21 protein-coding genes are annotated in these 22,540 nt (G+C 68.1%); 1 reads left to right on the forward strand and 20 read right to left on the reverse strand.

The features are described 5' to 3' along the window. Positions 1-15: 15 nt before the first annotated feature. The 13 genes from rapZ to RIU96_RS08710 all read right to left on the reverse strand — a co-directional run bounded on the left by rapZ (position 16) and on the right by RIU96_RS08710 (position 13,684). Positions 16-891 (reverse strand): RNase adapter RapZ, encoded by an 876-nt coding sequence (gene rapZ, locus RIU96_RS08650; RefSeq protein ID WP_136651229.1) that lies wholly within the window; start codon positions 889-891, stop codon positions 16-18. 19 nt (positions 892-910) lie between these two features. Further along, on the reverse strand, positions 911-2,980 hold the full coding sequence (uvrC, locus tag RIU96_RS08655) for an excinuclease ABC subunit UvrC (protein ID WP_136651228.1): 2,070 nt from the start codon (positions 2,978-2,980) through the stop codon (positions 911-913). Positions 2,981-2,986: 6 nt separating this feature from the next. After that, a complete protein-coding gene (locus tag RIU96_RS08660; RefSeq protein ID WP_136651227.1) occupies positions 2,987-3,514 on the reverse strand; it encodes a PH domain-containing protein in 528 nt (175 codons plus the stop codon). Positions 3,515-3,611: 97 nt separating this feature from the next. Further along, positions 3,612-4,097 (reverse strand): 6,7-dimethyl-8-ribityllumazine synthase, encoded by a 486-nt coding sequence (gene ribH, locus RIU96_RS08665; protein WP_136651226.1) that lies wholly within the window; start codon positions 4,095-4,097, stop codon positions 3,612-3,614. Positions 4,098-4,129: 32 nt separating this feature from the next. Beyond that, positions 4,130-5,386 (reverse strand): bifunctional 3,4-dihydroxy-2-butanone-4-phosphate synthase/GTP cyclohydrolase II, encoded by a 1,257-nt coding sequence (locus tag RIU96_RS08670; RefSeq protein ID WP_136651225.1) that lies wholly within the window; start codon positions 5,384-5,386, stop codon positions 4,130-4,132. A 5-nt stretch (positions 5,387-5,391) separates the two neighbouring features. Beyond that, positions 5,392-5,985, reverse strand: coding sequence for a riboflavin synthase (locus RIU96_RS08675; protein WP_136651224.1), 594 nt, complete (start codon positions 5,983-5,985; stop codon positions 5,392-5,394). Continuing rightward, entirely contained in the window at positions 5,986-6,960 is a 975-nt protein-coding gene (gene ribD / locus RIU96_RS08680) for a bifunctional diaminohydroxyphosphoribosylaminopyrimidine deaminase/5-amino-6-(5-phosphoribosylamino)uracil reductase RibD (RefSeq protein WP_136651223.1), read from the reverse strand. Beyond that, a complete protein-coding gene (rpe, locus tag RIU96_RS08685) occupies positions 6,957-7,613 on the reverse strand; it encodes a ribulose-phosphate 3-epimerase (RefSeq protein WP_136651222.1) in 657 nt (218 codons plus the stop codon). The genes ribD and rpe overlap by 4 nt, the downstream gene beginning before the upstream one ends. A gap of 232 nt (positions 7,614-7,845) precedes the next feature. After that, positions 7,846-9,270 carry an RsmB/NOP family class I SAM-dependent RNA methyltransferase gene (locus RIU96_RS08690; protein ID WP_136651221.1) on the reverse strand — a complete coding sequence of 475 codons (1,425 nt, stop codon included), beginning with the start codon at positions 9,268-9,270 and terminating at the stop codon, positions 7,846-7,848. Beyond that, the gene (fmt, locus tag RIU96_RS08695; RefSeq protein WP_259790038.1) at positions 9,267-10,190 is read right to left on the reverse strand and encodes a methionyl-tRNA formyltransferase; all 924 of its coding nucleotides are present in this window, start codon (positions 10,188-10,190) and stop codon (positions 9,267-9,269) included. The genes RIU96_RS08690 and fmt overlap by 4 nt, the downstream gene beginning before the upstream one ends. A 22-nt stretch (positions 10,191-10,212) precedes the next feature. After that, complete coding sequence (gene def, locus RIU96_RS08700) at positions 10,213-10,713, reverse strand: peptide deformylase (protein WP_136651219.1); 501 nt, start codon at positions 10,711-10,713, stop codon at positions 10,213-10,215. 31 nt (positions 10,714-10,744) lie between these two features. Next, positions 10,745-12,760, reverse strand: a complete 2,016-nt coding sequence (locus tag RIU96_RS08705; protein WP_144318224.1) for a primosomal protein N' — start codon at positions 12,758-12,760, stop codon at positions 10,745-10,747. Between the two features lie 27 nt (positions 12,761-12,787). Continuing rightward, positions 12,788-13,684 carry a VOC family protein gene (locus RIU96_RS08710; RefSeq protein WP_211346224.1) on the reverse strand — a complete coding sequence of 299 codons (897 nt, stop codon included), beginning with the start codon at positions 13,682-13,684 and terminating at the stop codon, positions 12,788-12,790. A gap of 116 nt (positions 13,685-13,800) precedes the next feature. On the opposite strand from RIU96_RS08710, the gene RIU96_RS08715 reads away from it, so the two are divergent. Then, entirely contained in the window at positions 13,801-14,280 is a 480-nt protein-coding gene (locus RIU96_RS08715; RefSeq protein ID WP_144318223.1) for a MarR family winged helix-turn-helix transcriptional regulator, read from the forward strand. Here RIU96_RS08715 and metK read toward each other — a convergent pair. The 7 genes from metK to carB all read right to left on the reverse strand — a co-directional run bounded on the left by metK (position 14,277) and on the right by carB (position 22,524). Further along, the gene (gene metK / locus RIU96_RS08720; protein WP_144689384.1) at positions 14,277-15,521 is read right to left on the reverse strand and encodes a methionine adenosyltransferase; all 1,245 of its coding nucleotides are present in this window, start codon (positions 15,519-15,521) and stop codon (positions 14,277-14,279) included. The two genes, RIU96_RS08715 and metK, sit on opposite strands and share 4 nt — an antisense overlap. Before the next feature lie 67 nt (positions 15,522-15,588). After that, positions 15,589-16,806, reverse strand: coding sequence for a bifunctional phosphopantothenoylcysteine decarboxylase/phosphopantothenate--cysteine ligase CoaBC (coaBC, locus tag RIU96_RS08725; protein ID WP_259793638.1), 1,218 nt, complete (start codon positions 16,804-16,806; stop codon positions 15,589-15,591). 78 nt (positions 16,807-16,884) lie between these two features. Beyond that, positions 16,885-17,193, reverse strand: coding sequence for a DNA-directed RNA polymerase subunit omega (rpoZ, locus tag RIU96_RS08730; protein WP_170228699.1), 309 nt, complete (start codon positions 17,191-17,193; stop codon positions 16,885-16,887). Positions 17,194-17,221: 28 nt separating this feature from the next. Then, complete coding sequence (gene gmk, locus RIU96_RS08735) at positions 17,222-17,812, reverse strand: guanylate kinase (RefSeq protein ID WP_136651213.1); 591 nt, start codon at positions 17,810-17,812, stop codon at positions 17,222-17,224. A gap of 4 nt (positions 17,813-17,816) precedes the next feature. Further along, on the reverse strand, positions 17,817-18,140 hold the full coding sequence (mihF, locus tag RIU96_RS08740) for an integration host factor, actinobacterial type (RefSeq protein ID WP_136651212.1): 324 nt from the start codon (positions 18,138-18,140) through the stop codon (positions 17,817-17,819). 232 nt (positions 18,141-18,372) lie between these two features. Further along, on the reverse strand, positions 18,373-19,182 hold the full coding sequence (gene pyrF, locus RIU96_RS08745) for an orotidine-5'-phosphate decarboxylase (RefSeq protein WP_259793640.1): 810 nt from the start codon (positions 19,180-19,182) through the stop codon (positions 18,373-18,375). Beyond that, complete coding sequence (carB, locus tag RIU96_RS08750; RefSeq protein WP_311204880.1) at positions 19,183-22,524, reverse strand: carbamoyl-phosphate synthase large subunit; 3,342 nt, start codon at positions 22,522-22,524, stop codon at positions 19,183-19,185. Positions 22,525-22,540 lie beyond the last annotated feature (16 nt).

The raw sequence follows: 22,540 nt of genomic DNA on the forward strand, positions 1-22,540 counted from the left end.
GCTTCGCTCTAAGGTCTAGTGGCGCTCGAGATCGCGGTGCAGGACGTGAACGTCGACGTTATCAAGCTCGCGCAGGCGCTTCGCAATGGCCTCGGAGACGGCGACCGACCTGTGGTGACCGCCGGTGCAGCCGATGCCCACGGTGACGAAATCCTTGCCCTCGTGGCGGTAACCGGCGAGCATCGAGTTGAGCAGCGCGACGAAATTGTCCACGAACTCGGCCGCACCCGGCTGGGAGAGCACGTAGTCGGCCACGGGCGCGTCGACGCCACGGAACTGGCGCAGCCCCTCAATCCAGTACGGGTTGGGCAGAAAGCGCACGTCCATCACGATGTCCGCGTCGCGTGGCGAACCGTGCTTGAACCCGAAGGATTCGATGGTGACGTGCTGGCGATCGATCGGCAGCTCGCCTACCGACGCCTCCACGGCGCGGCGCAGGTCGTGCACGGAGAGGTTGGAGGTGTCAATAATCACATCCGCCTGCTCGCGCACCGCTGCGAGCTGTTCGCGCTCACGCTCGATACCGACGCTTAGAGGGTCCACGCCCTGCAGCGGGTGCGTGCGGCGAACGCTGTCGAAGCGGCGGATGAGGACGTCGTCACGCGCCTCGAGGTAGAGCACGAACGGGGCGATGCCCTTCGCCTTGATCGATGCGATGGTTTCCAGCAGCGAGCCGGAGAAGTTGCGGGCGCGCACGTCGGTGACAAACGCGAGGTGCTCCACCGGCGCGGTGCCGGCGAGCGCCATGTCGGTCAGCTCCAGGATCATCGACGGCGGCAGGTTCTGCGACACGAAGTATCCCTTGTCCTCGAAGATCTTCGCGGCCGAGGACAGCCCTCCCCCCGACAGCCCCGTGATAATCACCGGCCGAATGCCCGTTGTGGTCTCCATGGCTGCCCATCCTAGCGCGCTAGTCGCGGTGGAGGTGCTCGTAGATCGACTCGGCCAGCTTTGGGCCGACGCCCTTGACCTGCTGGATTTCCTCCTTGGTAGCCTCGGTGATCTTCTTGACGCTGCCGAAGTGCTTGACCAGGTCGGTGCGGCGCGCCGGCCCCAGCCCCGGCACCCCGTCGAGCGCGGAGGCGCGCATCCGCTTGGAGCGCTGCTGGCGGTGGTACGTAATGGCGAAGCGGTGTGCCTCGTCACGGATCTGCTGCAGCAGGTACATGCCCTCGGAGTTGCGCGGCAGGATGACGGGCTCGTCGTCGTCGGGCACCCAGATCTCCTCGAGGCGCTTGGCCAGGCCAATGAGCTGCACGTCAATGATTCCGAGCTCGTCGAACACAGCCTGGGCTGCGTTGACCTGGGGCTTGCCGCCGTCGACGATGAAGAGCTGCGGCGGGTAGGCGAACCGCCTCGCCCCGGTTGTCTCGACGTCGGCGGCCTCGTCGGCAAACGTCAGCGCGGCGGCCTCCTCGTCCGGGTTGGCCAGCTTGTCCTCGGTGTAGCGCTTGAAACGCCTGCGGGTCACCTCGGCGATGGAGCCGACGTCGTCGGAACGCCCGTCGCCCGCGGCCTCCTTGATGCGGTAGCGGCGGTAATCGTTCTTGCGTGGCAGGCCGTCCTCGAACACGACGAGCGAGGCAACGATGTCTGTGCCCTGGATGTGGGAGATGTCCGTGCACTCCATCCGCAGCGGCGCCTGCTCCATGCCGAGCGCGTCCTGGATGTCTTGCAGGGCCTGGGAGCGCGCGGTGAGGTCGCCGACACGCTTGAGTTTGCGCTGGTTAAGCGCCTCCTGGGCGTTGCGGCCCACGGTCTGCATCAGCGCGGCCTTGTCCCCGCGCTGGGGCACGCGGATGTCCACCGGCCCGCCGCGCAGCTCGGCGATGAGGTCGGCGACCTCCTCGGCTTCCTCCGGCAGCGTGTCCACGAGGATCTCGCGCGGGATCGCGACCGGCGGCGTGACGGGCGCGTGGGACTCCTGATCCACGCCGCGCCGGCGCACCTTTGACTCCCGCAGCCGGGCATCCTCCGCCTGCTCCTCTTTGACCCTGTCCGCCGTGTCCGAGTAGTACTGCACGAGGAAGTCCTGCATCAGCGCCGGCACGGCCGGGTCGGCTTCGCCCTTGTCCAGCCGCTCCTGGCTGCCCGGCTCGTCGCCCGTCTTCTCCACGACCCAGCCGCGTTGCGCGCGGATGCGCCCGTCGCGCACGGTGAAGATCTGCACCGCGGCCTCGAGCTCGTCGGTGGCAAACGCGATCACGTCGGCGTCGGTGCCGAGGCTGAGCACCACCGTCTGGCGCTCCATCACCTTGTTCACGGCCCCGAGGTCGTCGCGAAGCCGCGCGGCTTTCTCGAATTCGAGCTCGGCGGCCGCGGCGTTCATGCGCTTGGTCAGCTGCTTGACGACGTCATCCGTGCGCCCCGACAAAAATGCCACAAACCCCCGCGCGATCTCGTCGTACTCCTCCTCCGAAACGCGGCCCACGCACGGCGCCGAGCACTTGTCGATGTAGCCCAGCAGGCACGGCCGGCCCAGCGCCTCGTGGCGGTTGAACACCCCGTTGGAGCAGGTGCGGATGGGAAAGACGCGGGTGAGCAGGTCAAGCGTTTCGCGCACCGCCCAGGCGTGGGAGTACGGCCCGAAGTAGCGCACCCCTTTGCGGCGCGGGCCGCGGTAGAAGAACGCGCGCGGGAAGCGCTCCCCCACGCTCACGGCGAGCATGGGGTAGGTCTTGTCGTCGCGGTACATGACGTTGAACCAGGGGTCGAAACGCTTGATCCATGTGTACTCGAGCTGGAGGGCCTCGACCTCGCTGGCGACAACGGTCCACTCCACCGAGGCGGCGGTAAAGACCATCTGACGGGTTCGCGGGTGCAGCTGCTTCGGGGGCTGGAAATAGTTGTTCAGCCTCGCGCGCAGGTTCTTCGCCTTGCCGACGTAGACGACGCGCCCGGCGCCATCGCGGAACTTGTACACGCCGGGCTCGGTGGGGATGGTACCCGGCGCAGGGCGGTAGGACTCGGGGTTGGCCACGCGCGCCTAGCTTTCGGGCATGTACTTCGCCTCGAGGGCGCGGAACTTCTCGACGGCCTCAATCGCGCGCTGCCCGTCGCCGGACTGGATCGCCCAGAGCGGGACGTACTCGAACTCCGGCAGCTCGAGCCGGGCCATGCGCGACGAGCGCGGGAAGGTCAGCCCGTAGATCACCAGCCACGGGTAGAAGCGGGTGCCGATGATGTTGCGCACCTCGACCCCGTCCTTGTTCACCCGGACGCGGGGCCGGGTGAGGCAGATCCAGGAGACAATGGAGATGATCAGGCCGACGCCGGGGAAGGCGAACTTGTCAATGGTGGTGATTGCCAGGCCCGTAAACTCGACGTCGAGCACCAGCGCCATGAAGATGTGCACCGCCATGACCAAGATGACCCAGCCGATGGCGACCTTCTTCAGAAACGGCGAGGTGATCTCAAGCTCCCACGGCTCCGTAGAAGTCACGGCGTGCGGATCGGACGCGTAGAGGTGCAGCAGCTCCTCGTCGCTTAGCTTCTTGGTGTCTTTGGCCTCCACGGCACCGCCGTCCTCTCCACGCACGTCGCGCGCACGGTTGTCGCCCGTGCATGCGCGAGCAGTCTTTCGCTTGATCCTAACCCGTGCCCGTTATTTCCTAGCGCTTGGGCGCGGCCGCGCGGGCTTTGCGCAGCTCCGCGACGGCACCCAGCGCGGCGTACACGGCGTCGGCGCCCTTGTTTTCCTTGGCGTCCTCGCCGCCGGCGCGCTCGAGCGCCTGGTCCTCGTCGTCGACGGTGAGCACGCCGTTGCCCACTGGGGTTTCCTCGTCCAAGGCGACGCGGGTCAGCCCGGCGGTGACGGAGTCGCACACGTAGTCAAAGTGCGCCGTCTCGCCGCGGATAACGCAGCCTAGGGCGACGACGGCGTCGTAACGCCGCGCGCAGGCCTGCGCCAGGACGGGCAACTCAAAGGCACCGGCAACCCAAAACTCGTCGACCTTCGCGCCGAGGTCACGGGCGGCGTCCACTGCGTGCTCGTGCAGCTGGGTGACGATCTTCTCGTTCCAGTGCGTAGACACAATCGCCACGGTCATGCCCTCGGCGTTGGGTCTCGGTATGTCGGGTGCTCCCTGGTGCGGCATCGCGTGCCTCGTCCTTTCTGTGTCGGGCGGGCCTACCGGCCGCCCGTGGTGTGGTCCGCGCTCCAGCGCTCCACGAGCGGCAGGTCATGGCCGAGCCGGTCGCGCTTGGTGCGCAGATAGCGGATGTTGTCGTGCGATGGAACAATCTCGATTCTAGTGCGCCCGTCGACACTCGGTCCATAACCTTCCAAGGCCGCGACCTTGTCGGGGTTGTTGGACAGGACATCGAAGGACGTCACGCCGAGGTCCGCGAGGATGTGCCCGGCGACGGAGTACTCGCGGGCGTCGATAGGCAGGCCCTGCTCGAGATTCGCGTCGACGGTGTCCAGCCCGGCGTCTTGCAGGCGGTAGGCCTCGAGCTTGGCCAGCAGCCCGATGCCGCGGCCCTCGTGCCCGCGCACGTAGACGATGACACCGCGGCCGGCTTCCTGGACCCGGCGCATGGATTCGTGCAGCTGGGGGCCGCAGTCGCAGCGTCGCGACGCGAACACGTCGCCGGTGAGGCACTCCGAGTGGACGCGCACGAGCACCCCGGGCTGCGCCGCGACGTCGCCGACGACGAGGGCGACGTGCTCGGTGCCGTCGATGGTGTTGCGGTACCCGTAGGCCTGAAACTCGCCGAATTCGGTGGGCAGGCGGGTCTGCGTGCAGCGGGTGACAAAGTTCTCGCGGTGGCGGCGGTAGTCGATGAGCTGGGCGATCGAGATCATGACCAGGCCGTGCTCGTCGGCGAAGCGGCGCAGCTCGGGCCCGCGCGCCATGTCGGTCGGGTCCTCGGCCGAGACGATCTCGCACAGCACGCCCGCAGGCCTTAAACCGGCGAGCCGGGCAAGGTCGACGGACGCCTCGGTGTGACCGTCGCGGGCAAGCACCCCGCCGGCACGCGCGCGCAGCGGCACGATGTGGCCGGGCCGAGTAAAGTCGCTCGCGCCTCGCGCGGGATCCGCCAGGCGGGTGATCGTCTCGCAGCGCGAACGCGCGGAGATGCCCGTCGTGCCCGTCGCTGCATCGACCGTCACCGTGTAGGCGGTGGCGCGGGCGTCCTCGTTGCGCGCCACCATCGGCGGCAAGTTGAGCCTGTCGGCGTCGGCGTTCTCCAACGCGACGCAGATGTAGCCGGAGGTGTGGCGCACCATAAACGCGACGAGCTCGGGCGTGGCCAGCTCCGCGGCGAAGATCAGATCGCCCTCGTTCTCCCTGTCTTCGTTGTCCACGACGACCACGGCCTCGCCGCGGGAGACAGCGGCGATAGCCTCCTCGACGCTATCCAGGGAAATCGGGTCACTCATGGCGATTAATGGTAGCCCTGCGTCATCTTTTCGACGTACTTGGCCACGATGTCGACCTCGATGTTGACATCCTCGCCGGTAGCAAGGCTCCCCGCGGTGGTGTCGCTGAGCGTGGTGGGGATCAGCGAAACCTCAAAGTAGTCCTCTCCGATCGCCGAGACCGTCAAAGAGGTCCCGTTGACCGTGATCGATCCCTTCTCCACCACGTACCGGGCCAGCCCGGCGGGCAACGTAATGCGCACCACCTCCCAGTTCTCCGAGGGCGTGCGCGAGACCACCTGCGCGACGCCGTCGACGTGGCCCTGCACAATGTGCCCGCCCATGCGCGCCCCCGCCGCGAGCGCCCGCTCAAGGTTAACGCGCGAGCCTGCGACGTAGCTGCCGAGGCGCGAGCGGTCGAGGGTTTCCTGCATCACGTCGGCGCTGAACACGCCGTCGGCGTTGTCGACGACGGTCAGGCACACCCCGTCGACGGCGATCGAGTCGCCGTGGCGCGCGTCGGCGGTGACCAGCGGCGCGCGCACGGCGATGCGCACGGCGTCGTCAAGCTTCGTCAGCGCGACAACCTCGCCGACCTCTTCTACCAGCCCAGTAAACATCTACCTCTCCATTTCTATGAGTACGTCGCCACCCAGCACCGTGACGCGCGAAAGGGCAAAGCGCGGCGCGTCGGCCAGGGTTGCAGCAAGCGCGGTGTCGACCACGCCCGCGCCGGCGCCGAGCAGCAGCGGGGCCACGTAGGCCTGGACCCGGTCGACGAGGCCCTCTCGAAGAAAGCTCGCCGCCAGCCCCGCCCCGCCTTCCACGAGCACGTCGCGCGCGCCCGACTCCCACAGCGCCTCCAGCGCCGCGGCGGGGGTGGCGTACTGCTCGAAGCCGAGCCGTGTGAGGTTTCCCTCAGGCACCGCTCGCGTGCCGACGACCACCCGACGCGGCTGCGTTTCCATCAGCGTGCCGTCGCCGCGGCGCGCTGTGAGCGAGGGGTTGTCGGCGATCGCGGTGCCCGTGCCGACGACGATCGCGTCGCGCACCGCGCGGTCGGCGTGCACGTGGCGGCGAGCGTCCTCGCCGGTGATCCACTTGCTCGTCCCGTCCGGCGCCGCCGTTAAACCGTCGAGGCTGGCGGCGTACTTCAGCGTGACCGACGGCCGGCCGCGCGCGACTGAGGTCAGCCAGGGCTGCAGGGCGTCGACGCGCTGCAGGGCGTAGATCACCTCGACTCCGTGGCGTTCGAGGTAGTCGGCGCCGCCGGCGGCCTGCGGGTTGGGGTCTTTGGTGAGGTAGACCAGGCGCGTTATGTGGGCGTCGACAAGCGCCTGCGAACACGGGCCGGTGCGGCCGGTGTGGTTGCAGGGCTCGAGGGTGACCACCGCCGTGGCCCCGCGGGCCCTGTCGCCTGCCGCTCGCAGCGCGTTGATCTCCGCGTGCGCTCCCCCTGCCGGGGAGGTGCCCCCGGTGGCGATGAGCGCGCCGTCCGGGCTGAACAGGGCGCACCCCACGGGCGGGTTCGGCGAGGTGGTGCCGCGCACGGCGTCACCCGCACGCAGCGCAGCCGCGTAGTCGATCTCACTCACCGCGCGGCCTGCGCGAGGCGGCGCAGCGTATCGACGGCCGCCGCCGGGTCGTCTTTGCCGAACACCGCCGAGCCCGCGACAAAGGACTCCACGCCCGCGGCCGCCGCCTGGACGATGGTGGCCTCGGCGATGCCGCCGTCGATAGCAATGATGGTGTCTAGTTTTGCTCCGGTGATGTGTTCGCGCAGCGTGCGCACCTTGCTAAGCACCTCGGGCATGAACTTCTGCCCGCCAAAGCCGGGCTCGACGCTCATGATCATGACCTCCTCGAAATGCTCGAGGTCATCCAGGTAGGGCTCGATGGGCGTGCCCGGCTTGACTGCGAAGCCGGCCTCGACGCCGAGCTCGTGGACAGCCTTCGCCGCTGCGACGTGGTCGCTGGTGGCCTCGACGTGGAACACGAGGCGGTCCCCGCCTGCCGCGACGTAGGTTTCGAACCACTTCTCCGGCTGCTCAATCATCAGGTGCATGTCGAGGAACTGCTCTGTGACTCCGTCGACCGCCTTGGTCACGTCCGGGCCGAAGGAGAGGTTGGGCACAAAGTGGCCGTCCATGATGTCGACGTGGATGAGGTCGGCGTTGGGCACCTTGCGCACGTCCTCACCGAGCGCCGCGTAGTCGGCGGCCAGGATGGAAGGAGCGATGTACAACATGGTTCACAGCCTACTTTTCTCTGAGCTGGGGCGCGTCTTTGAGTCCGGGATCTTGGTCGGCGGGTGGGTGTGCTGTGTGTGTTCGGCTGTGCCTTCTCGCTGAGGTCTAGTAGCTATACCTCAACAACCCGGCCCCACATCTGTGACTCGCGACCTGCGGTTTCACCAACTGCACCTCGCTGAGGTCTAGCAGCTATACCTCAACAACCCGGTCCCACCAGCCCACAGCGCACTACCTCCTTCGAAGCACCGAGAAAAACATCGCATCGGTCCCGTGCCGGTGCGGCCACATCTGCACGCTCTTGCCCGCGCCCGTGCCCTCCATCGGGGGCAGGTAGGCGCTAGCGTCGAGCTCCTCGGCCACGCCTTCTGCGAGCACGGCGTCAACCACCCCGCGCGTTTCCCGCACGTCCGGCGAGCACGTGGAGTAAACAACGACGCCACCGGGCTTGACCAGGCGCAGCGCCGACTGGAGCAGCTCGGTCTGCAACTGGGTGAGCTCGCCAATCTCGGACTCCTGCTTCTTCCACCGCGCCTCGGGGCGCCGCCTCAGCGCGCCGAGTCCAGAACAGGGGGCGTCCACAAGCACGCGATCGTAACCGGGCTCCAGGCCCGGGTCACGGCCGTCAGCGACGGTGACGGAGACGGGCAGCCCGCCGATGACCTTGCGGATCAGCTCCGCGCGGTGCTCACTGATCTCGACGGCGTCGACGTGCGCGCCCTCAATCCCGGCCAGGGAGCCGAGCAGCGCGGCCTTACCGCCGGGGCCAGCGCACAGGTCCAGCCACCGCCCGGCGTCTGCCTCGACGTCGACCTCGGCGAGCGCGCGGGCGATGAGCTGGGAGCCCTCGTCCTGCACGCCGGCCAGGCCGTCGCGCACCGGCTCGAGCGCGCCGGGGTCCCCCTCGTGCAGGTAGACGGCGTACGGCGAGTACCTGCCCTCGTCGCCGCCGGTGATCGCGGCGAGCTCGGCGGCGGAAATCTCGCCGGGGCGGGCGACGAGGTGGACAACCGGGCGCTGCGAGTCCGCCTCGAGTGCCGCCTCCAACTCCCCTTCTGCCCCGCTCGCGCCGAGCGCTGTGCCAAAGGATCGCGCGATCCACTCAGGGTGCGCGGTGCGAAACGCCACCGCCGCCACCGGGTCAGACGGGGTGAGATCGTCCAGCCACTGCTCGGCCGGGGTGCGGGTAATCGTGCGCAGGATCGCGTTGGCAAAGCCCTTCGCCTGGCCCGCCCCGGCCGCTTCGACGAGGCGCACGGACGTGTCGACGGCCGCGTGGTCGTCGACACGCGTGTACAGCAGCTGGTACGCGCCGAGACGCAGCGCAGCGAGCACCTCGGGCGCGATCTTGTCCAGCTCGCGCGAGGAGCACCGCGCGATCACGGCGTCGAGCACGCCCTGGGCGCGCAGCGTTCCGTAGGCGAGCTCGGTGGCAAACGCCGCGTCGCGGCCTGTGATGTTGCGCTCGCGCAGCAGCCTCGGCAGCACGAGGTTGGCGTACGCGTCGTCGGTGGCCACCCGGCGCACGACCTCGAAGGCCGCCTCGCGCGCGCCGTCGCCGATGCGCGTCGCCTTCACCTGCGGCTTGCTCACCCGCTTGCTCTCCCGGCGCTCCTCTCGCCGCCCGGACGCGCGCGACCTAAACCCACCACTCATGCGAACTCAATCCCTTCCGTGTCCTGCAGCCCGCGCGCCCAATCCGCGGCGGCCATCATTTTCTTTCCCGGCGGCTGGATCCGCGTCAGCGCCACGTTCGCGCTGGACGTTCCCACCTCCACCGAGTCCTTGCTCACGCGCACCTCGCCGGGGTGCAGATCCGCACCGCTTACAGACTCAACGCGCTCGAGCTTTACGCGCTCGCCGCCGAGCGTCGTCCACGCGCCCGGCGCCGGAGTGTGCGCGCGGATGGCGCGGTCGATCACCTCGGCGGGCTGGGCCCAGTCGATGCGCGCGTCGTTAGTCGAGATTTTCGGCGCGTAGGTGCCCTCGGCGGGCTGCGGGACTGCGGTGATGGTGCCGTCGGCAAGCCCGTTCATGGTTTCCACGAGCAGGTCCGCCCCGGAGTGGGCGAGGCGCGTCAGCAGGTCGTCCGCGGTGTCCGTGGGGTGGATCGGCTCGTGGATGTGGCCGAGGATGTCGCCGGTGTCCAGGCCGGCGTCGATGCGAAACGTCGTCGCGCCGGTGTCCGTCTCGCCGCTGCTTATCGACGCCTGCACGGGCGCCGCTCCACGCCACGCGGGTAGCAGGGAGAAGTGCAAATTGACCCAACCGTGCTTCGGGATGTCCAGCATGTCCGCCGGGATCAGGTTGCCGTAGGCGACAACGGGCACAGCGTCTGGGGCGATCTCGCGCAGCACCTGGCGGATCTCCCCGTTGTCTTTCAGAGTCTGCGGCGTCAACACCTCGATGCCGTAGCTGTGCGCAAGCTCCTTGACGGGCGAGGGGTGCAGGCTGCGGCCCCGGCCCTTGCGCGCGTCGGGCCGGGTGATCACCGCGACCACCTCGTGCTCGGAGGCGATGAGCGTGCTCAACGCCACGGCGGCGGGCTCGGGGGTGCCGGCGAAAACAAGTCGCATGGTGTTTATCTCCTTCATCGTCTTACGCCTGCTGGAACCACTCGGAACCGCGAATGATGGTCATCGCTTCCTTGCGCGCTTCGGGCTCCATTCTGCGCATGAACATGATCCCATCGAGGTGATCGCTTTCGTGCTGGATGCAGCGCGCGAGAAGGCCCGTGCCAACAATCGCCAGCGGCCTGCCAAAGGCATCGACGCCTCGCGCCACCACCCGGTTGTGCCGGGAAACCTGGCCGCTGACCCCGGGCACCGACAGGCACCCCTCGCGCCCGATTTGCATGTCCTGCCCCGCCGCTTCCCAGGTCGGGTTAATGATGTGCCCGCGCATGCCCTGGCAATCGAAAACGAATACCCGCGCATCCACGCCCACCTGGTTGGCGGCGAGGCCGACGCCTCCCGCGTCGTCCATGGTGTCGAGCATGTCGGAGACGAGCGTGCGCAAGGAGTCGTCGAAACGCGTCACGGGCGCGGCGACGGAGTTGAGCACGGGGTCTCCGAAGAGACGGATCGAGCGGACTGCCATACCTGCGAGCTTAGCCAAGCGCCCCGGCGGCCTAGCCAATGCGCACAGGGTCGACCTGGATCCGCAGCGGCGCGTCCTGCTTCCGCGCCGCGCGCAGGCTCGCCGCGGAGCGCAGCGCGCGGCCCAGCTCGGTGCGCCCGGACAGCGGGCTGCGCACCATCATGCGCTGCGCGGGCCCCAGCTCGCGCTCGTCCCACTCCCCCGGCAGCTGCACACCGGGCGGCAGGTCCACGGGGCCGAGTGTCTCCGCGTGCGGCGGGAGCTGGGCGTGGGCGAAGAAGTCCTCAAGCGCCTTGCGCGGGGCGTCGACCACGGCGACGTGCACCGCGGGAGGCAGACGGGTCTCGGCGCGCTGCGCGAGCTCTATGGCGGCGTGGCCCGGCACGTCCCACCGGATTAGGTGCTGGACTACCGGCAGCGCGGGCTCCGCGACGACGACTACCTCGCCGTCGTCGCTGGCGGCGTCGACAAGCGTGCAGGCGGCGAGCCACTTCTCGTAGGTTTCCTCGGTCGCGCGCAGGTCGGGCCTGCCCAGCAAAGCCCACGTGTCCAGCAGGATCGCCGCGCCGTACCCGCCGTCGGCGACGCGCGGCTCCGCGCCCGGCGTCGCCACCACGATCATCGGTGTGCGCGGCACCTCGGCGATGATTTTTTCGCCCCACGACGAGCGCACCCGCGTCTTGGGAAACGCCCTGCCCAGCTCCTCGGCGGTGCGCTCGGTGCCGAGCACCACCGCGCGCAGCCGCCGCGAGCCACAGACGGGGCACACGTGGGCTGTGTCCATCCGCCCGCACCAGCGACACGTCGGGGCCGCCGCGGGACCTCCCGACGGCAGGCTCAACGGCCCGCTGCACCAGCGGCACCGCGCCGGGGTGCGGCACGCCCCGCAGGCGAGTGACTGCACGTAGCCGGTGCGCGGCACCTGGAACAGCACCGGAGCCCCGCGCTCAAGGGTCTTCGCGGCCGCGGCGAACGCCACCGAGGGCAGGCGCGCCTGGCGCGCGCGGGGGTCGCGCTCGAGGGCGAAGTCCGAGTCGCCGGCGGCGTGGATGAGTGGCGAGCGTGTGCGCAGTGTGCTTCGGGGCGCCACCAGCTCCTGCATCCACCCCGTGGACACGAGAAGCTGCGACTCAGCGGTGCGCGAGTGCCCGCCAATGACAAGGCATGCCTTCTGCTGCGCGGCGCGGGTGGTCAGCACCTCCCGCGCGTGGACGTAGGGCGCGCGGGGATCAACTAGAGAGTCGTCGCCGTCGTGCATGAGGACGATGAGGCGCAGGTCTTTGACCGGGGCAAACGCCGCCGAGCGCGTGCCGACGACCAGCCGGCCCTGGCCGTGGAGGATCGACAGGTAGCGCGAGTAGCGCGCCTGCGGGCCCTGCGACGCCGTCAGCGTTGTTACCTGCCTTGCACCGACGTGCTCGCGCAGCGCCGCCTCGCACGCGTCGACGTCGCGCTGGTCCGGCACGACGATGAGCACCCCGCCACCGGACGCGGCGACCTTGGCGGCAAGGGCGCTGACGGGATCGGTCCATTTCTCCCCGGGCGCGATCTGCCAGGCGGCGCGGGCGATGCGACCCTCGAGCACCGCGTCGACGAAGGATTGCCCGTGCTCGTAGGTGCTCCAGGCGGACAGATCGGGCTCGCCGACCTCGCCGAGCTCTTCCCAGTCGGTGGTGGTGTCGGTTTCCTCGGCCTTGGCGTAGCGGGCGGGGATGGCGGCGCGGTAGATGTCGGAGCGCACGCCCGCGTAGCGGGCGCTGAGGGCGTCGATAAGCGAGCGCAACTCAGCTGGGGCGACGACTTCGTCGCTGATGATGCGCTCGATGAAACGCAACTCGCCCTCGTGCTCTGACTCCGCGCGGCGCTCGGTGATGATGGCGTCGACGAGGCGGCCGGCGAAGCGCACGCGGGCGCGCACCCCGGGCTGCGCGGCGCGGGAGTCGGCCTCGGTGACAAGGTAATCGAATTCCCTGTCGAGGTGCGCCAGCCCGAGGAGCGGAAGCACCCGCACCACCGGCTGGCTGGCGGCGCCGGGTGAGTCAGTCATGGAGCCTGATTCTAGCCCGCGTTGACCCTACTGCTCGGCGGAGGTGACGCGGATCAGCGTGTTCCACGGGTCCTCGAAGGACAGGGTGCGCCCATCGTGGCGCGTGGTCACACCGTGGTCGTGCAGGCGCGCCTCCAGCGCGCTGAGGTCCTCGTCGCCCGGCAGGTCGATGTCGACCCGGCCCAGGCCCAAGGCGGCGGCGCGGGGGCCAGCGCCCTTGCTGTTCCATGTGTTGAGCGCGATGTGGTGGTGGTAGCCGCCGGCGGAGACGAACAGGGCGGAGCCGATCTCGCCCTTGACCTCGAAGCCGAGGGTGGAGACGTAGAACTGCCGCGCGGCGTCGATGTCGCCGACCTGCAGGTGGACATGCCCTAAGGTGCCGCCGAGCGTAACCGGTTCGCTCGGTGCGTTGCGCTGCAGAAACGCGCGCGGATCAAGCGGGTCGGTGGCCAGGGCGTAAAGGCCGCTAGGCTCGGTCACCCACTGCTCGCGGGGGCGGTCGGCGTAGAGCTCCACGCCGTTGCCCTCGGGGTCATCGAAATAGAAGGCCTCGCTGTAGATGTGGTCGGCGCTGCCGGTGAAGTTGCGGGGGTAGAGCTCGGCAACCTTCATCACGGACGCAGCGAGCAGCTCGCGCGTGGGGAAGAGGATCGCGGTGTGGAACAGCCCGGCGTCGTGGCGGCTCGGCGCCGGCAGGTTCGGCTCGCGGCGCAGGGTCATCAGGTGCTCGCCTCCAAGGCCCAGCAGGGCGGTCTCGCCGGTGTGCTCGAACACATCCAAGCCGACGCCGTCGTGGTAGAAGCGCACCATCTCGTCGAGGTCGCGCACGAGCAGCTCGACGGCGCCCATGGTCAGGCCGTCGGGCAGCAGGTCGTCGGGGTTTCGCTTAAGCAGGGAGTCGGGGTGCGGGGTCTGGGTGAACATGGGGGCACTCGCTTTCGCTCGGTTTCGTTGCTTTGTGAACTCAACGATAGCGCGTTTTAGTTCACGATGCAATCATTAGTTGTTCACAGTGCAACTGAAAGTGTAGGATGTATCCCATGTCCACTACCCCAGAACAGGAAGCAACCATCTACCTCGACGCCCAGGAACGCCAGGTCTGGGACGCACTGGTCGCCATCCTGGTTCGGCTCCCCGCCGCGCTCGACGCGCAGCTGCGTCGCGACGCCGGGATCACGCACTTCGAATACCAGGTGCTGGCGATCCTCTCCGAGAGCCCCGAGCGCACGCTGCGCATGAGCGACCTCGCCGGGCGGGTCGAATCCGCGCTACCGCGGCTGTCTCAAGTGGTCGCGCGACTAGAAAAGCGCGGCTGGGTCACGCGCACCCCCGACCCGGACGACGGGCGCTACACCCTGGCCAGCTTGAGCAACGAGGGCATGGCCAAGGTCGTCGAGACCGCGCCCGGCCACGTCGCCACGGTGCGTTCGCTGGTCTTCGATCCGCTGACCAAGACCCAGCTGCGCCAGCTGCAGGAGGGCGGGCGCAGGATTACCAAGGCGATCGAGGACGCGACTTAAAGCGCAGCGGCCTTCTGCAGGGCCTCGACCTTGTCCAAGCGCTCCCACGGCAAGTCAATGTCGGTGCGGCCGAAGTGGCCGTAGGCGGCGGTCTGCGCGTAAATCGGGCGTTTCAGGTCGAGTTCCCTGATAATCGCGTCGGGGCGAAGGTCGAAGACCTCCTGCACCGCCCGCTGGATGCTCAGATCAGTGTTGCCGTGCTTGGCCGTGCCGAAGGTCTCCACGTACAGCCCCACCGGGTTCGCGCGGCCGATCGCGTACGCGACCTGGACCTCCACGCGGTCGGCGAGACCGGCCGCGACGATGTTCTTGGCCACCCAGCGCATCGCATACGCGCCGGAGCGGTCCACCTTTGAGGGGTCCTTGCCGGAAAACGCGCCGCCGCCGTGGCGTGCCATGCCGCCGTAGGTGTCGACGATGATCTTGCGCCCGGTCAGGCCCGCATCGCCCATCGGACCGCCGACCTCGAAGGTGCCCGACGGGTTGACCAACAGCGTCGTGTCGGCGTCGTAAAAGCGGCCCAGGCCGGCGTCCTCGATCACCCACTCGACGACCTTGGTACGCACGGCCTCTTCCAGCTCGGGGCGCAGGAACTTGGGGTCGTGCTGGGTGGAGATCACGATGGTGTCCAGGTGGACCGGAGTATCACCGTCGTAGGCGAAGGTGACCTGGGTCTTGCCGTCCGGGCGAAGGCCCACGACCTCGCCCATCTTGCGCACCTGCGCCAGGCGGCGGGACAGCCGGTGAGCCGTCGAGATCGGCAGCGGCATGTACTCGGGGGTCTCGTTGGTTGCGTAGCCGAACATCAGGCCCTGATCCCCCGCGCCGGATTGCTCGGATTGGTCGGTCGCGCGGTTCTCGCGGACCTCCTGGGAGTTGGTCACGCCGTGGGAAATTTCCTCCGACTGCTCGCCGATGGCGATGTTGACGCCGCAGGTACGACCGTCGAAGCCGACCTCGGAGGAGGTAAACCCGATGCCGACGAGCTTCTCGCGCACGATTTTCGCGATGTTGGAGTACGCGTCGGTGCTGACCTCGCCGACGACATGGACCTGCCCGGTGGTCACGAGCGTCTCGACGGCGACGCGTGCGTCCGGGTCCTGGGCGAGCATGTCATCCAGGATGGCGTCGGAGATCGCGTCGCAAATCTTGTCGGGGTGGCCCTCAGTGACCGACTCGCTGGTAAAGAGGCGGTGGAAGGTCTTCTTCTGCTCGCGCTGGGTGCTGGAGGGTGTAGACAAGGCGGTCTTTCCTTTGGTTTGGGAAGTAACTCCGACCAATATAGACCAAGCTGTCTAATTTGCCAAACTACTCATTCCCGCGCTCGATGACCTGCCACATCCGCGCGGCCACGACCTGCTTCGGGCCGTCCGGAATCTCCACCTCAGAGCCATCCGCGCCCAGCAGCCAGCCGCTGTTGCGGGGCTGGCCGAACACTGCTCCCCCGGCGACGGAATTGACCATCAGCATGTCCGCCCCCTTGCGCTTGAGCTTTGCCCTGCCGTTGTCGAGCACGTTGTCGGTTTCGGCGGCGAAGCCCACGATCCTCGCCGCGGTCTGCCCAGCCTCCCGCTTGTCGACGAGCCCCCGCAGCACATCCGGATTCTCCACCAGGTCAATCCGCGACAGCGCGTCGGAATCCTTGCCCTTCTTCAGCTTGGAGTCGGACGTGCTGGCGGGCCGGAAATCGGCCACCGCCGCTGCCATGATGATGATGTCGGCCTCGGCGGCGCGCTCGTTCATCGCCTCCTCGAGGTCGCGGGTTGAGCTCACGCGGATCACCTCGGCGCCCGCCGGGGTGGAGAGTTCGTCGGTGTCGCCCGCCACCAGGGTCACCCGCGCTCCCTTCTGCGCGGCGACCTCGGCGAGCGCGAAGCCCTGGCGTCCCGAGGAGCGGTTTCCGATAAACCGCACTGGGTCGATGTTCTCCTGGGTGCCGCCCGCGCTGATCAGTACGCGCTGGCCCTCAAGCGCGCGGCCGAACGGGCCCGTTTCCGCCACGGTGCGCGCTAGCTCAGCGATCTGCTCCGGTTCCAGCATGCGCCCCGGGCCGCTGTCCGCGCCCGTGAGGCGCCCGTGGGCTGGCTCGAGCACCGTGATCCCGCGGGAGCGCAGGGTTTTAACGTTGGCCTGGGTGGCGGGATTGAGCCACATCTCCGTGTGCATCGCCGGGGCCAAAACGATCGGGCACGTGGCGACGAGGATGGTGGAGGTCAGCAGGTCGTCGGCACGCCCGGCGGCAATCCGAGCCATCACATCGGCCGTGGCTGGGGCGACGACGATCAGATCCGCTTCTTGTCCGACGCGGACATGCTGGACCTCGTCGACACGCGTGAACACTCCCGTGTCCACAGGGTTGCCGGACAGCGCCTCAAAGGTCGCTGCGCCGACGAAGTTGAGCGCGCTCGGCGTGGGCACCACCCGCACGTCGTCGCCGCCCTCCTTGAAATCCCGGATGAGGTGACAGGCCTTGTAGGCGGCGATGCCGCCGGCCACACCGACGACCACGTTGCGGGGTTGTGTCATGAATCCCGAGTTTAGCCCACCTGCAACGCAAAGCGGCCGCACCCTTGAATCCAAAGGTGCGGCCGCTACTGCAGGCTCTTAGTGGCCTTCCTCGTGCTCGAGGAGACCCGCCTGGATCTCGCGCAGAGCGATCGACAGGGGCTTCTCGCCCTGCTCAGGGGTGACCAGGGGGCCGATGAACTCGAACACGCCCTCGTCCTGCTCCTGGTAGTAGCTGTTGATCTGGCGCGCGCGCTTCGCGGCGAAGATCACCAGCGCGTACTTCGACGACACCTTGCCCAAAAGCTCGTCGATCGGGGGCGCGGTAATGCCCTCCGGGGTGTCGTAGACCAGGCTGTCGTCGCGCTCAGCGCTGCCAGCAGCCGCGGAGTCAGTCTCCGCCGTCAGGTCGTTGCTTACGTTGCTCAAAATGAACCTACTCGTTGTTGTTGTTGGGTGTGCTCAGCAGAATGTCCGCTATCGCTGACACTGCGTCACCGACGTTGTCGTTGACTACGACGCAGTCGAACTCTCCTCGAGCTTCCAGCTCCTCGCGCGCCGTAGCAAGACGGCGCTCGATGACCTCAGGGGACTCGGTGCCCCGGCCGGTCAGCCGCTCGACCAAGACGTCCCACGACGGCGGCGCGAGAAACACTGTCTGCGCCTCCGGGAGCAGGGCCTTGATGTTGCGCGCGCCGACCAAGTCGACCTCGATCAACACGGGGCGACCTACGGAAAGCGCGTCGCGCACCGGGCCCGCGGGCGTTCCGGAGCGCTGCAACCCGCCGTGGATGTCCGCCCACTCGAGCATGGCTCCGGCGTCAATGTGGCGCTGGAACTCCTCGGCGCTGACGAAGAAGTAGTCTTCGCCGTCGACCTCGCCGGGGCGCGGGCCCCGAGTGGTCATGGACACCGAGAAATAGAGGTTAGGAACGTCAGTGCGCAGACGATGGACAACCGTGGACTTCCCCACTGCGGAGGGGCCGGCCAGTACAACTAGCCTTCCCCGCGGCGTCACGTCTGCCACTTGTTTAAGCCTCAGAGAAACCGAAACGCTCCAGCAGGGCACGGCGCTGACGCTCGCCCAGGCCGCGCAGGCGGCGGGTCTGAGCGATCTCGAGCTCCTCCATGATCTCGCGGGCCTTGACCTTGCCCACCTTCGGCATGGCCTCGAGCAGTGCGGAGACCTTGGTCTTGCCGATGATTTCGTCGGAGTCGGCCTTGTCCAGCACGTCCTTGAGATTAGTGTCGCCGCGCTTGAGCGATGCCTTCAGCTCTGCGCGCTGCTTGCGTGCCTCGGCTGCCTTTGCGAGTGCTTCCTTGCGCTGCTCATCGGTCAACTGTGGAAGGGCCACGGATTCCTCCATTTGTAGTAGTGAAAATGTTCGCCAGCGGGCCACGTGAGTCTTTCACCCGCCGGGATTAAATCCCAACGGTGCAACTCGCTGATTTACGGCTCAGTGTAACACCGGGCCTGCTTATCGACGGTGAACGTGGCTGCACAGACGCGTATTTTACCACGTCACCGCGATGACGCACCTAAACTACCAGGCTTTTTCCCTACCGCCGAATACAACCCACGCTTTTTCAGCGTTTTGCCAGCTCGCGGGCGCGTTTGCGCAGCTCACGGGCGTCTGGCCCGGCGGCGAGCACCGAGCGCGACACGTTCGGAAAAACCAGGTGCGCAGCATCGCCGGCGACGCGGGAGACGTCGTCAAGCGTGGCTCCCTGCGCGCCCACCCCGGGCATGAGCACGACGGCGTTGAGCTCGTCGAGACGCGGCGGCCTAGCGACGGTCGCCCCGACCACGACCCCGATGTCACCGACTCCGTTTTGGGAGTTCGAGCGGTTGAGCTCGGCGCACGCGTCAACCATCTGCTGGGCAATGCTCACCCCGCCAACGGTTTGGGACTGGAACTGCTCGGCTTCCGGGTTGGAGTTCGCCGCCATGACGAACACGCCCTTGCCGCTCGCGCGGGCGAGGTCGAACGCGGGGGCCAGCGAGCCGACGCCGAGGTAGGGCGTGAGCGTAACCGCGTCGGCCTCGAGCGTCGAGCCCTCAGCCAGCCACGCGCGGGCGTAGCCCTCCATGGTGGAGCCGATGTCGCCGCGCTTGGCGTCGGCGACGACCAGGCTGTCCGAGGCCCGCAGCGCCGCGAGCACCTCCTCGAGCACCGCGTAGCCGGCAGAGCCGAAGCGCTCGAAGAACGCCACCTGCGGCTTGACTAGGGCGACGTGGTCGGCGAACGCCTCGACGCAGGTCATGGCGAAGTCGCGTAGGCCAGCCGCGTCGTCGTTTAGCCCCCACTGCTCAAGCAGCGCTGCGTGGGGGTCGATGCCGACGCAGAGGCGGCCGAAGCGCTCGCCGGCGCTAACCAGTTGCTCGCCGAAGCCCATCTACTGCCCGCCCGCCGGGTTGTGGTCGAGCTCCTGCAGGCTCATGACGGTGACCTCGTTGTCGCGAATCGCTTCGATGCCCTGCACCGCGGCGACAACACCCTGGACCGTGGTGACCAGCGGGACGTTATTCGCGGCGGCGGTGGCCCGGATCTCGTAGCCGTCGTGGCGCGCGCCCGCGGACCCCGCCGGGGTGTTGAGGATCAGGTCGATCTCCCCGCTAGCGATGCGCTCGACGATCGAGGTGCCCTCGGCGCCGTCTCGGACCTCGGAGGCCTTCAGCGCCACCTCGCAGTCGATGCCGTTGCGGCGCAGCATCGACGCCGTGCCGGCGGTGGCGACGATGGTAAAGCCCATGGTGGACAGGCGCTGGATCGGGAAGATCAGCGAGCGCTTGTCGCGGTTGGCCACTGAGACGAACACGGTGCCCTCAGTCGGCAGCTCGCCGAACGCGGCCGCCTCGGCCTTCGCGTACGCCACGCCGAACGAGGGTGCCAGGCCCATGACCTCGCCGGTGGACTTCATCTCCGGGCCGAGGATGGTGTCGAGCACCTCGCCGGCGGGCGTGCGGAAGCGGGTAAACGGAAGCACCGCTTCCTTCACCGCGATCGGGTGCTCCAGCGGCAGCGCCCCGCCGTCGTAGTCCGTCGGCAGCATCCCCTCGTCCTTGAGCTCGGCGATCGTCGCACCCATCATGATGCGCGAGGCCGCCTTGGCCAGGTGAACGCCCGTGGCCTTGGACACGAACGGCACGGTGCGCGAGGCGCGCGGGTTGGCCTCGATGACGTAGAGGATGTCGTCCTTGAGCGCGAACTGGACGTTCATCAGGCCCCTCACGCCAATGCCGTGGGCGAGCGCCTCGGCGGAGCGGCGCACCTTGGCGATATCCTCCGGGCCAATCGTCATCGGCGGCAGGGCGCAGGACGAGTCGCCTGAGTGGATGCCCGCCTCCTCGATGTGCTCCATCACTCCGCCGAGGTAGACCTCGGTGCCGTCGCACAGAACGTCCACATCGATCTCGATGGCGGAGTCGAGGAAGCGGTCCACCAGCACCGGGTGATCGGGCGAAAGCTCGGTCGCGCGGTTGATGTAATCTTCCAGGCTCGCCTCGTCGTAGACGATCTCCATGCCGCGGCCGCCGAGGACGTAGGAGGGGCGCACCAACACGGGGTAGCCGATGCGGTCGGCCACCTCGCGGGCCTCGGCAAACGACGTCGCCGTGCCGTAGGCCGGCGCCGGCAGAGCTGCGGCGTCAAGGACCTTGCCGAACTCCCCGCGGTCCTCGGCCAGGTCGATGGCCTCGGGTGAGGTGCCCACCACCGGCACGCCGGCGTCGGCAAGCTGCTGCGCCAAACCGAGCGGGGTCTGGCCGCCGAGCTGGACAATCACGCCAGCGACGTTGCCGGAGGCCGACTCGGCGCGGTAGATCTCCATGACGTCTTCAAAGGTCAGCGGTTCAAAGTAGAGGCGATCTGCGGTGTCGTAGTCCGTGGAGACGGTCTCCGGGTTGCAGTTGACCATCACGGTCTCGTAACCGATGCGTGACAGCTCCAGTGCCGCGTGGACACAGGAGTAGTCGAACTCGATGCCCTGGCCGATGCGGTTCGGGCCAGAGCCCAAGATGATGACCTTATCCTTGCCGGAGGCCGCAATCTCGCTCTCGGCGGCCTCGTCGTACTCGTACGTTGAGTAGTGGTACGGCGTCTGGGCCTCGAACTCGCCGGCGCAGGTGTCGACGGTCTTGAACACCGGGTGCACACCGAGCGACAGGCGCAGCGAGCGAACGCCCTGCTCACCGGCCAGCTCGGGGCGCAGCACGGCGATCTGGGCGTCAGACAGGCCGTACACCTTTGCCTCGCGCAGGAGCTCCTTGTCTAGCACGGGGGCGTCGATAAGCTCTTGGCGGAATTCGACGAGCGCGGCGAGCTCGGCGAGGAACCAGGGGTCGATGTGGGAGGCCTCGTGGACCTGCTCGATGCTCGCGCCGAGGCGCAGCGCCAGCTCGACGTCGTACATGCGCTTGTCCGTCGGGGTGCGCAGGTCATCGAGCACGGCGCTGAGATCCGTCTCGCGGCCGGGCGCGAAGTAGGAGTCGGGCCGGGTCCAGAAGCCGTTGGGCTTGTCCTCCATCGAGCGCATGACCTTGTTCAGGCCCTGGATGTAGTTGCGGCCGATGCCCATCGCCTCGCCGACGGCCTTCATGGAGGTGCCGAGTGTCTCGTCCGAGCCCGGGAACTTCTCGAAGGCGAAGCGCGGCATCTTCACAATGACGTAATCCAGCGTCGGCTCGAACGCGGCCGGGGTGACGCCGGTGATGTCGTTGGTGATCTCGTCGAGGGTGTAGCCGATCGCCAGCTTGGAGGCGATCTTCGCGATCGGGAAGCCGGTCGCCTTCGACGCCAGCGCCGAGGAGCGCGACACGCGCGGGTTCATTTCGATGGTGATGATGCGACCGTCGTCCGGGTTGACCGCGAACTGGATGTTGCAGCCGCCGGTGTCGACGCCGACCTCGCGGATGATCGCGATGCCTTGGTCGCGCATGGTCTGGTACTCGCGGTCCGTCAGTGTCAGCGCGGGGGCGACAGTGACGGAATCGCCGGTGTGCACGCCGAGCGCGTCGACGTTTTCAATCGAGGCGATCACCACGACGTTGTCGTCGCCGTCGCGCATCAGCTCAAGCTCGAATTCCTTCCAGCCCAGGATGGACTCCTCGATCAGCACGTTGGCCTCCGGCGAGGCCTCGAGCCCGCCGCCGGCGATGCGGTCGAGGTCCTCCATGGAAAACGCCAGGCCAGAGCCGAGCCCGCCCATGGTAAACGACGGTCGGACCACAACCGGCAGGCCGAGCTCGGCGACGGTTGCGTGGACCTCGTCCATGGTGTGGCACACGCGCGAGCGCGCGGACTCGCCGCCGATCTTGGCCACGATGTCCTTGAACTTCTGGCGGTCCTCGCCGCGCTCGATCGCGTCGATGTTGGCGCCGATCAGCTCGACGCCGTGCTTGGCCAAGATGCCGGCCCTGTCGAGCTGGATCGCCGCGTTGAGCGCGGTCTGCCCGCCCAGGGTCGCCAGAATCGCGTCGACGGGGTGGCCCTGCTCCGCCTCGCGGGCGAGGATCTTGTCGATGTAGTCCGGCTCGATCGGTTCGACGTAGGTGTGGTCGGCGAACTCGGGGTCGGTCATGATCGTCGCCGGGTTGGAGTTAATCAGCGTGACCCGCAGGCCCTCGTCTTTGAGCACGCGGCACGCCTGTGTGCCGGAGTAATCGAACTCGCAGGCCTGGCCGATCACGATCGGGCCGGAGCCGATAACCAGGACGTGGTTGATGTCTTCCCTCTTCATGCGTGAGTTTTTCCTC

Source organism: Corynebacterium sp. Z-1 (assembly GCF_031844665.1).
Taxonomy (GTDB): domain Bacteria; phylum Actinomycetota; class Actinomycetes; order Mycobacteriales; family Mycobacteriaceae; genus Corynebacterium; species Corynebacterium sanguinis.

What these genes read in the sequence shown, in the direction of transcription:
- RIU96_RS08710 (WP_211346224.1), bottom strand. Translation starts at nt 13,684, where the DNA reads ATGTTCACCCAGACCCCGCACCCCGACTCCCTGCTTAAGCGAAACCCC.
- pyrF (WP_259793640.1), bottom strand. Translation starts at nt 19,182, where the DNA reads ATGGGCTTCGGCGAGCAACTGGTTAGCGCCGGCGAGCGCTTCGGCCGC.
- ribH (WP_136651226.1), bottom strand. Translation starts at nt 4,097, where the DNA reads ATGCCGCACCAGGGAGCACCCGACATACCGAGACCCAACGCCGAGGGC.
- RIU96_RS08670 (WP_136651225.1), bottom strand. Translation starts at nt 5,386, where the DNA reads ATGAGTGACCCGATTTCCCTGGATAGCGTCGAGGAGGCTATCGCCGCT.
- RIU96_RS08690 (WP_136651221.1), bottom strand. Translation starts at nt 9,270, where the DNA reads ATGAGTGGTGGGTTTAGGTCGCGCGCGTCCGGGCGGCGAGAGGAGCGC.
- RIU96_RS08715 (WP_144318223.1), top strand. Translation starts at nt 13,801, where the DNA reads ATGTCCACTACCCCAGAACAGGAAGCAACCATCTACCTCGACGCCCAG.
- rapZ (WP_136651229.1), bottom strand. Translation starts at nt 891, where the DNA reads ATGGAGACCACAACGGGCATTCGGCCGGTGATTATCACGGGGCTGTCG.
- rpe (WP_136651222.1), bottom strand. Translation starts at nt 7,613, where the DNA reads ATGTTGTACATCGCTCCTTCCATCCTGGCCGCCGACTACGCGGCGCTC.
- RIU96_RS08705 (WP_144318224.1), bottom strand. Translation starts at nt 12,760, where the DNA reads ATGACTGACTCACCCGGCGCCGCCAGCCAGCCGGTGGTGCGGGTGCTT.
- carB (WP_311204880.1), bottom strand. Translation starts at nt 22,524, where the DNA reads ATGAAGAGGGAAGACATCAACCACGTCCTGGTTATCGGCTCCGGCCCG.
- RIU96_RS08675 (WP_136651224.1), bottom strand. Translation starts at nt 5,985, where the DNA reads ATGTTTACTGGGCTGGTAGAAGAGGTCGGCGAGGTTGTCGCGCTGACG.
- coaBC (WP_259793638.1), bottom strand. Translation starts at nt 16,806, where the DNA reads ATGACACAACCCCGCAACGTGGTCGTCGGTGTGGCCGGCGGCATCGCC.
- def (WP_136651219.1), bottom strand. Translation starts at nt 10,713, where the DNA reads ATGGCAGTCCGCTCGATCCGTCTCTTCGGAGACCCCGTGCTCAACTCC.
- fmt (WP_259790038.1), bottom strand. Translation starts at nt 10,190, where the DNA reads ATGCGACTTGTTTTCGCCGGCACCCCCGAGCCCGCCGCCGTGGCGTTG.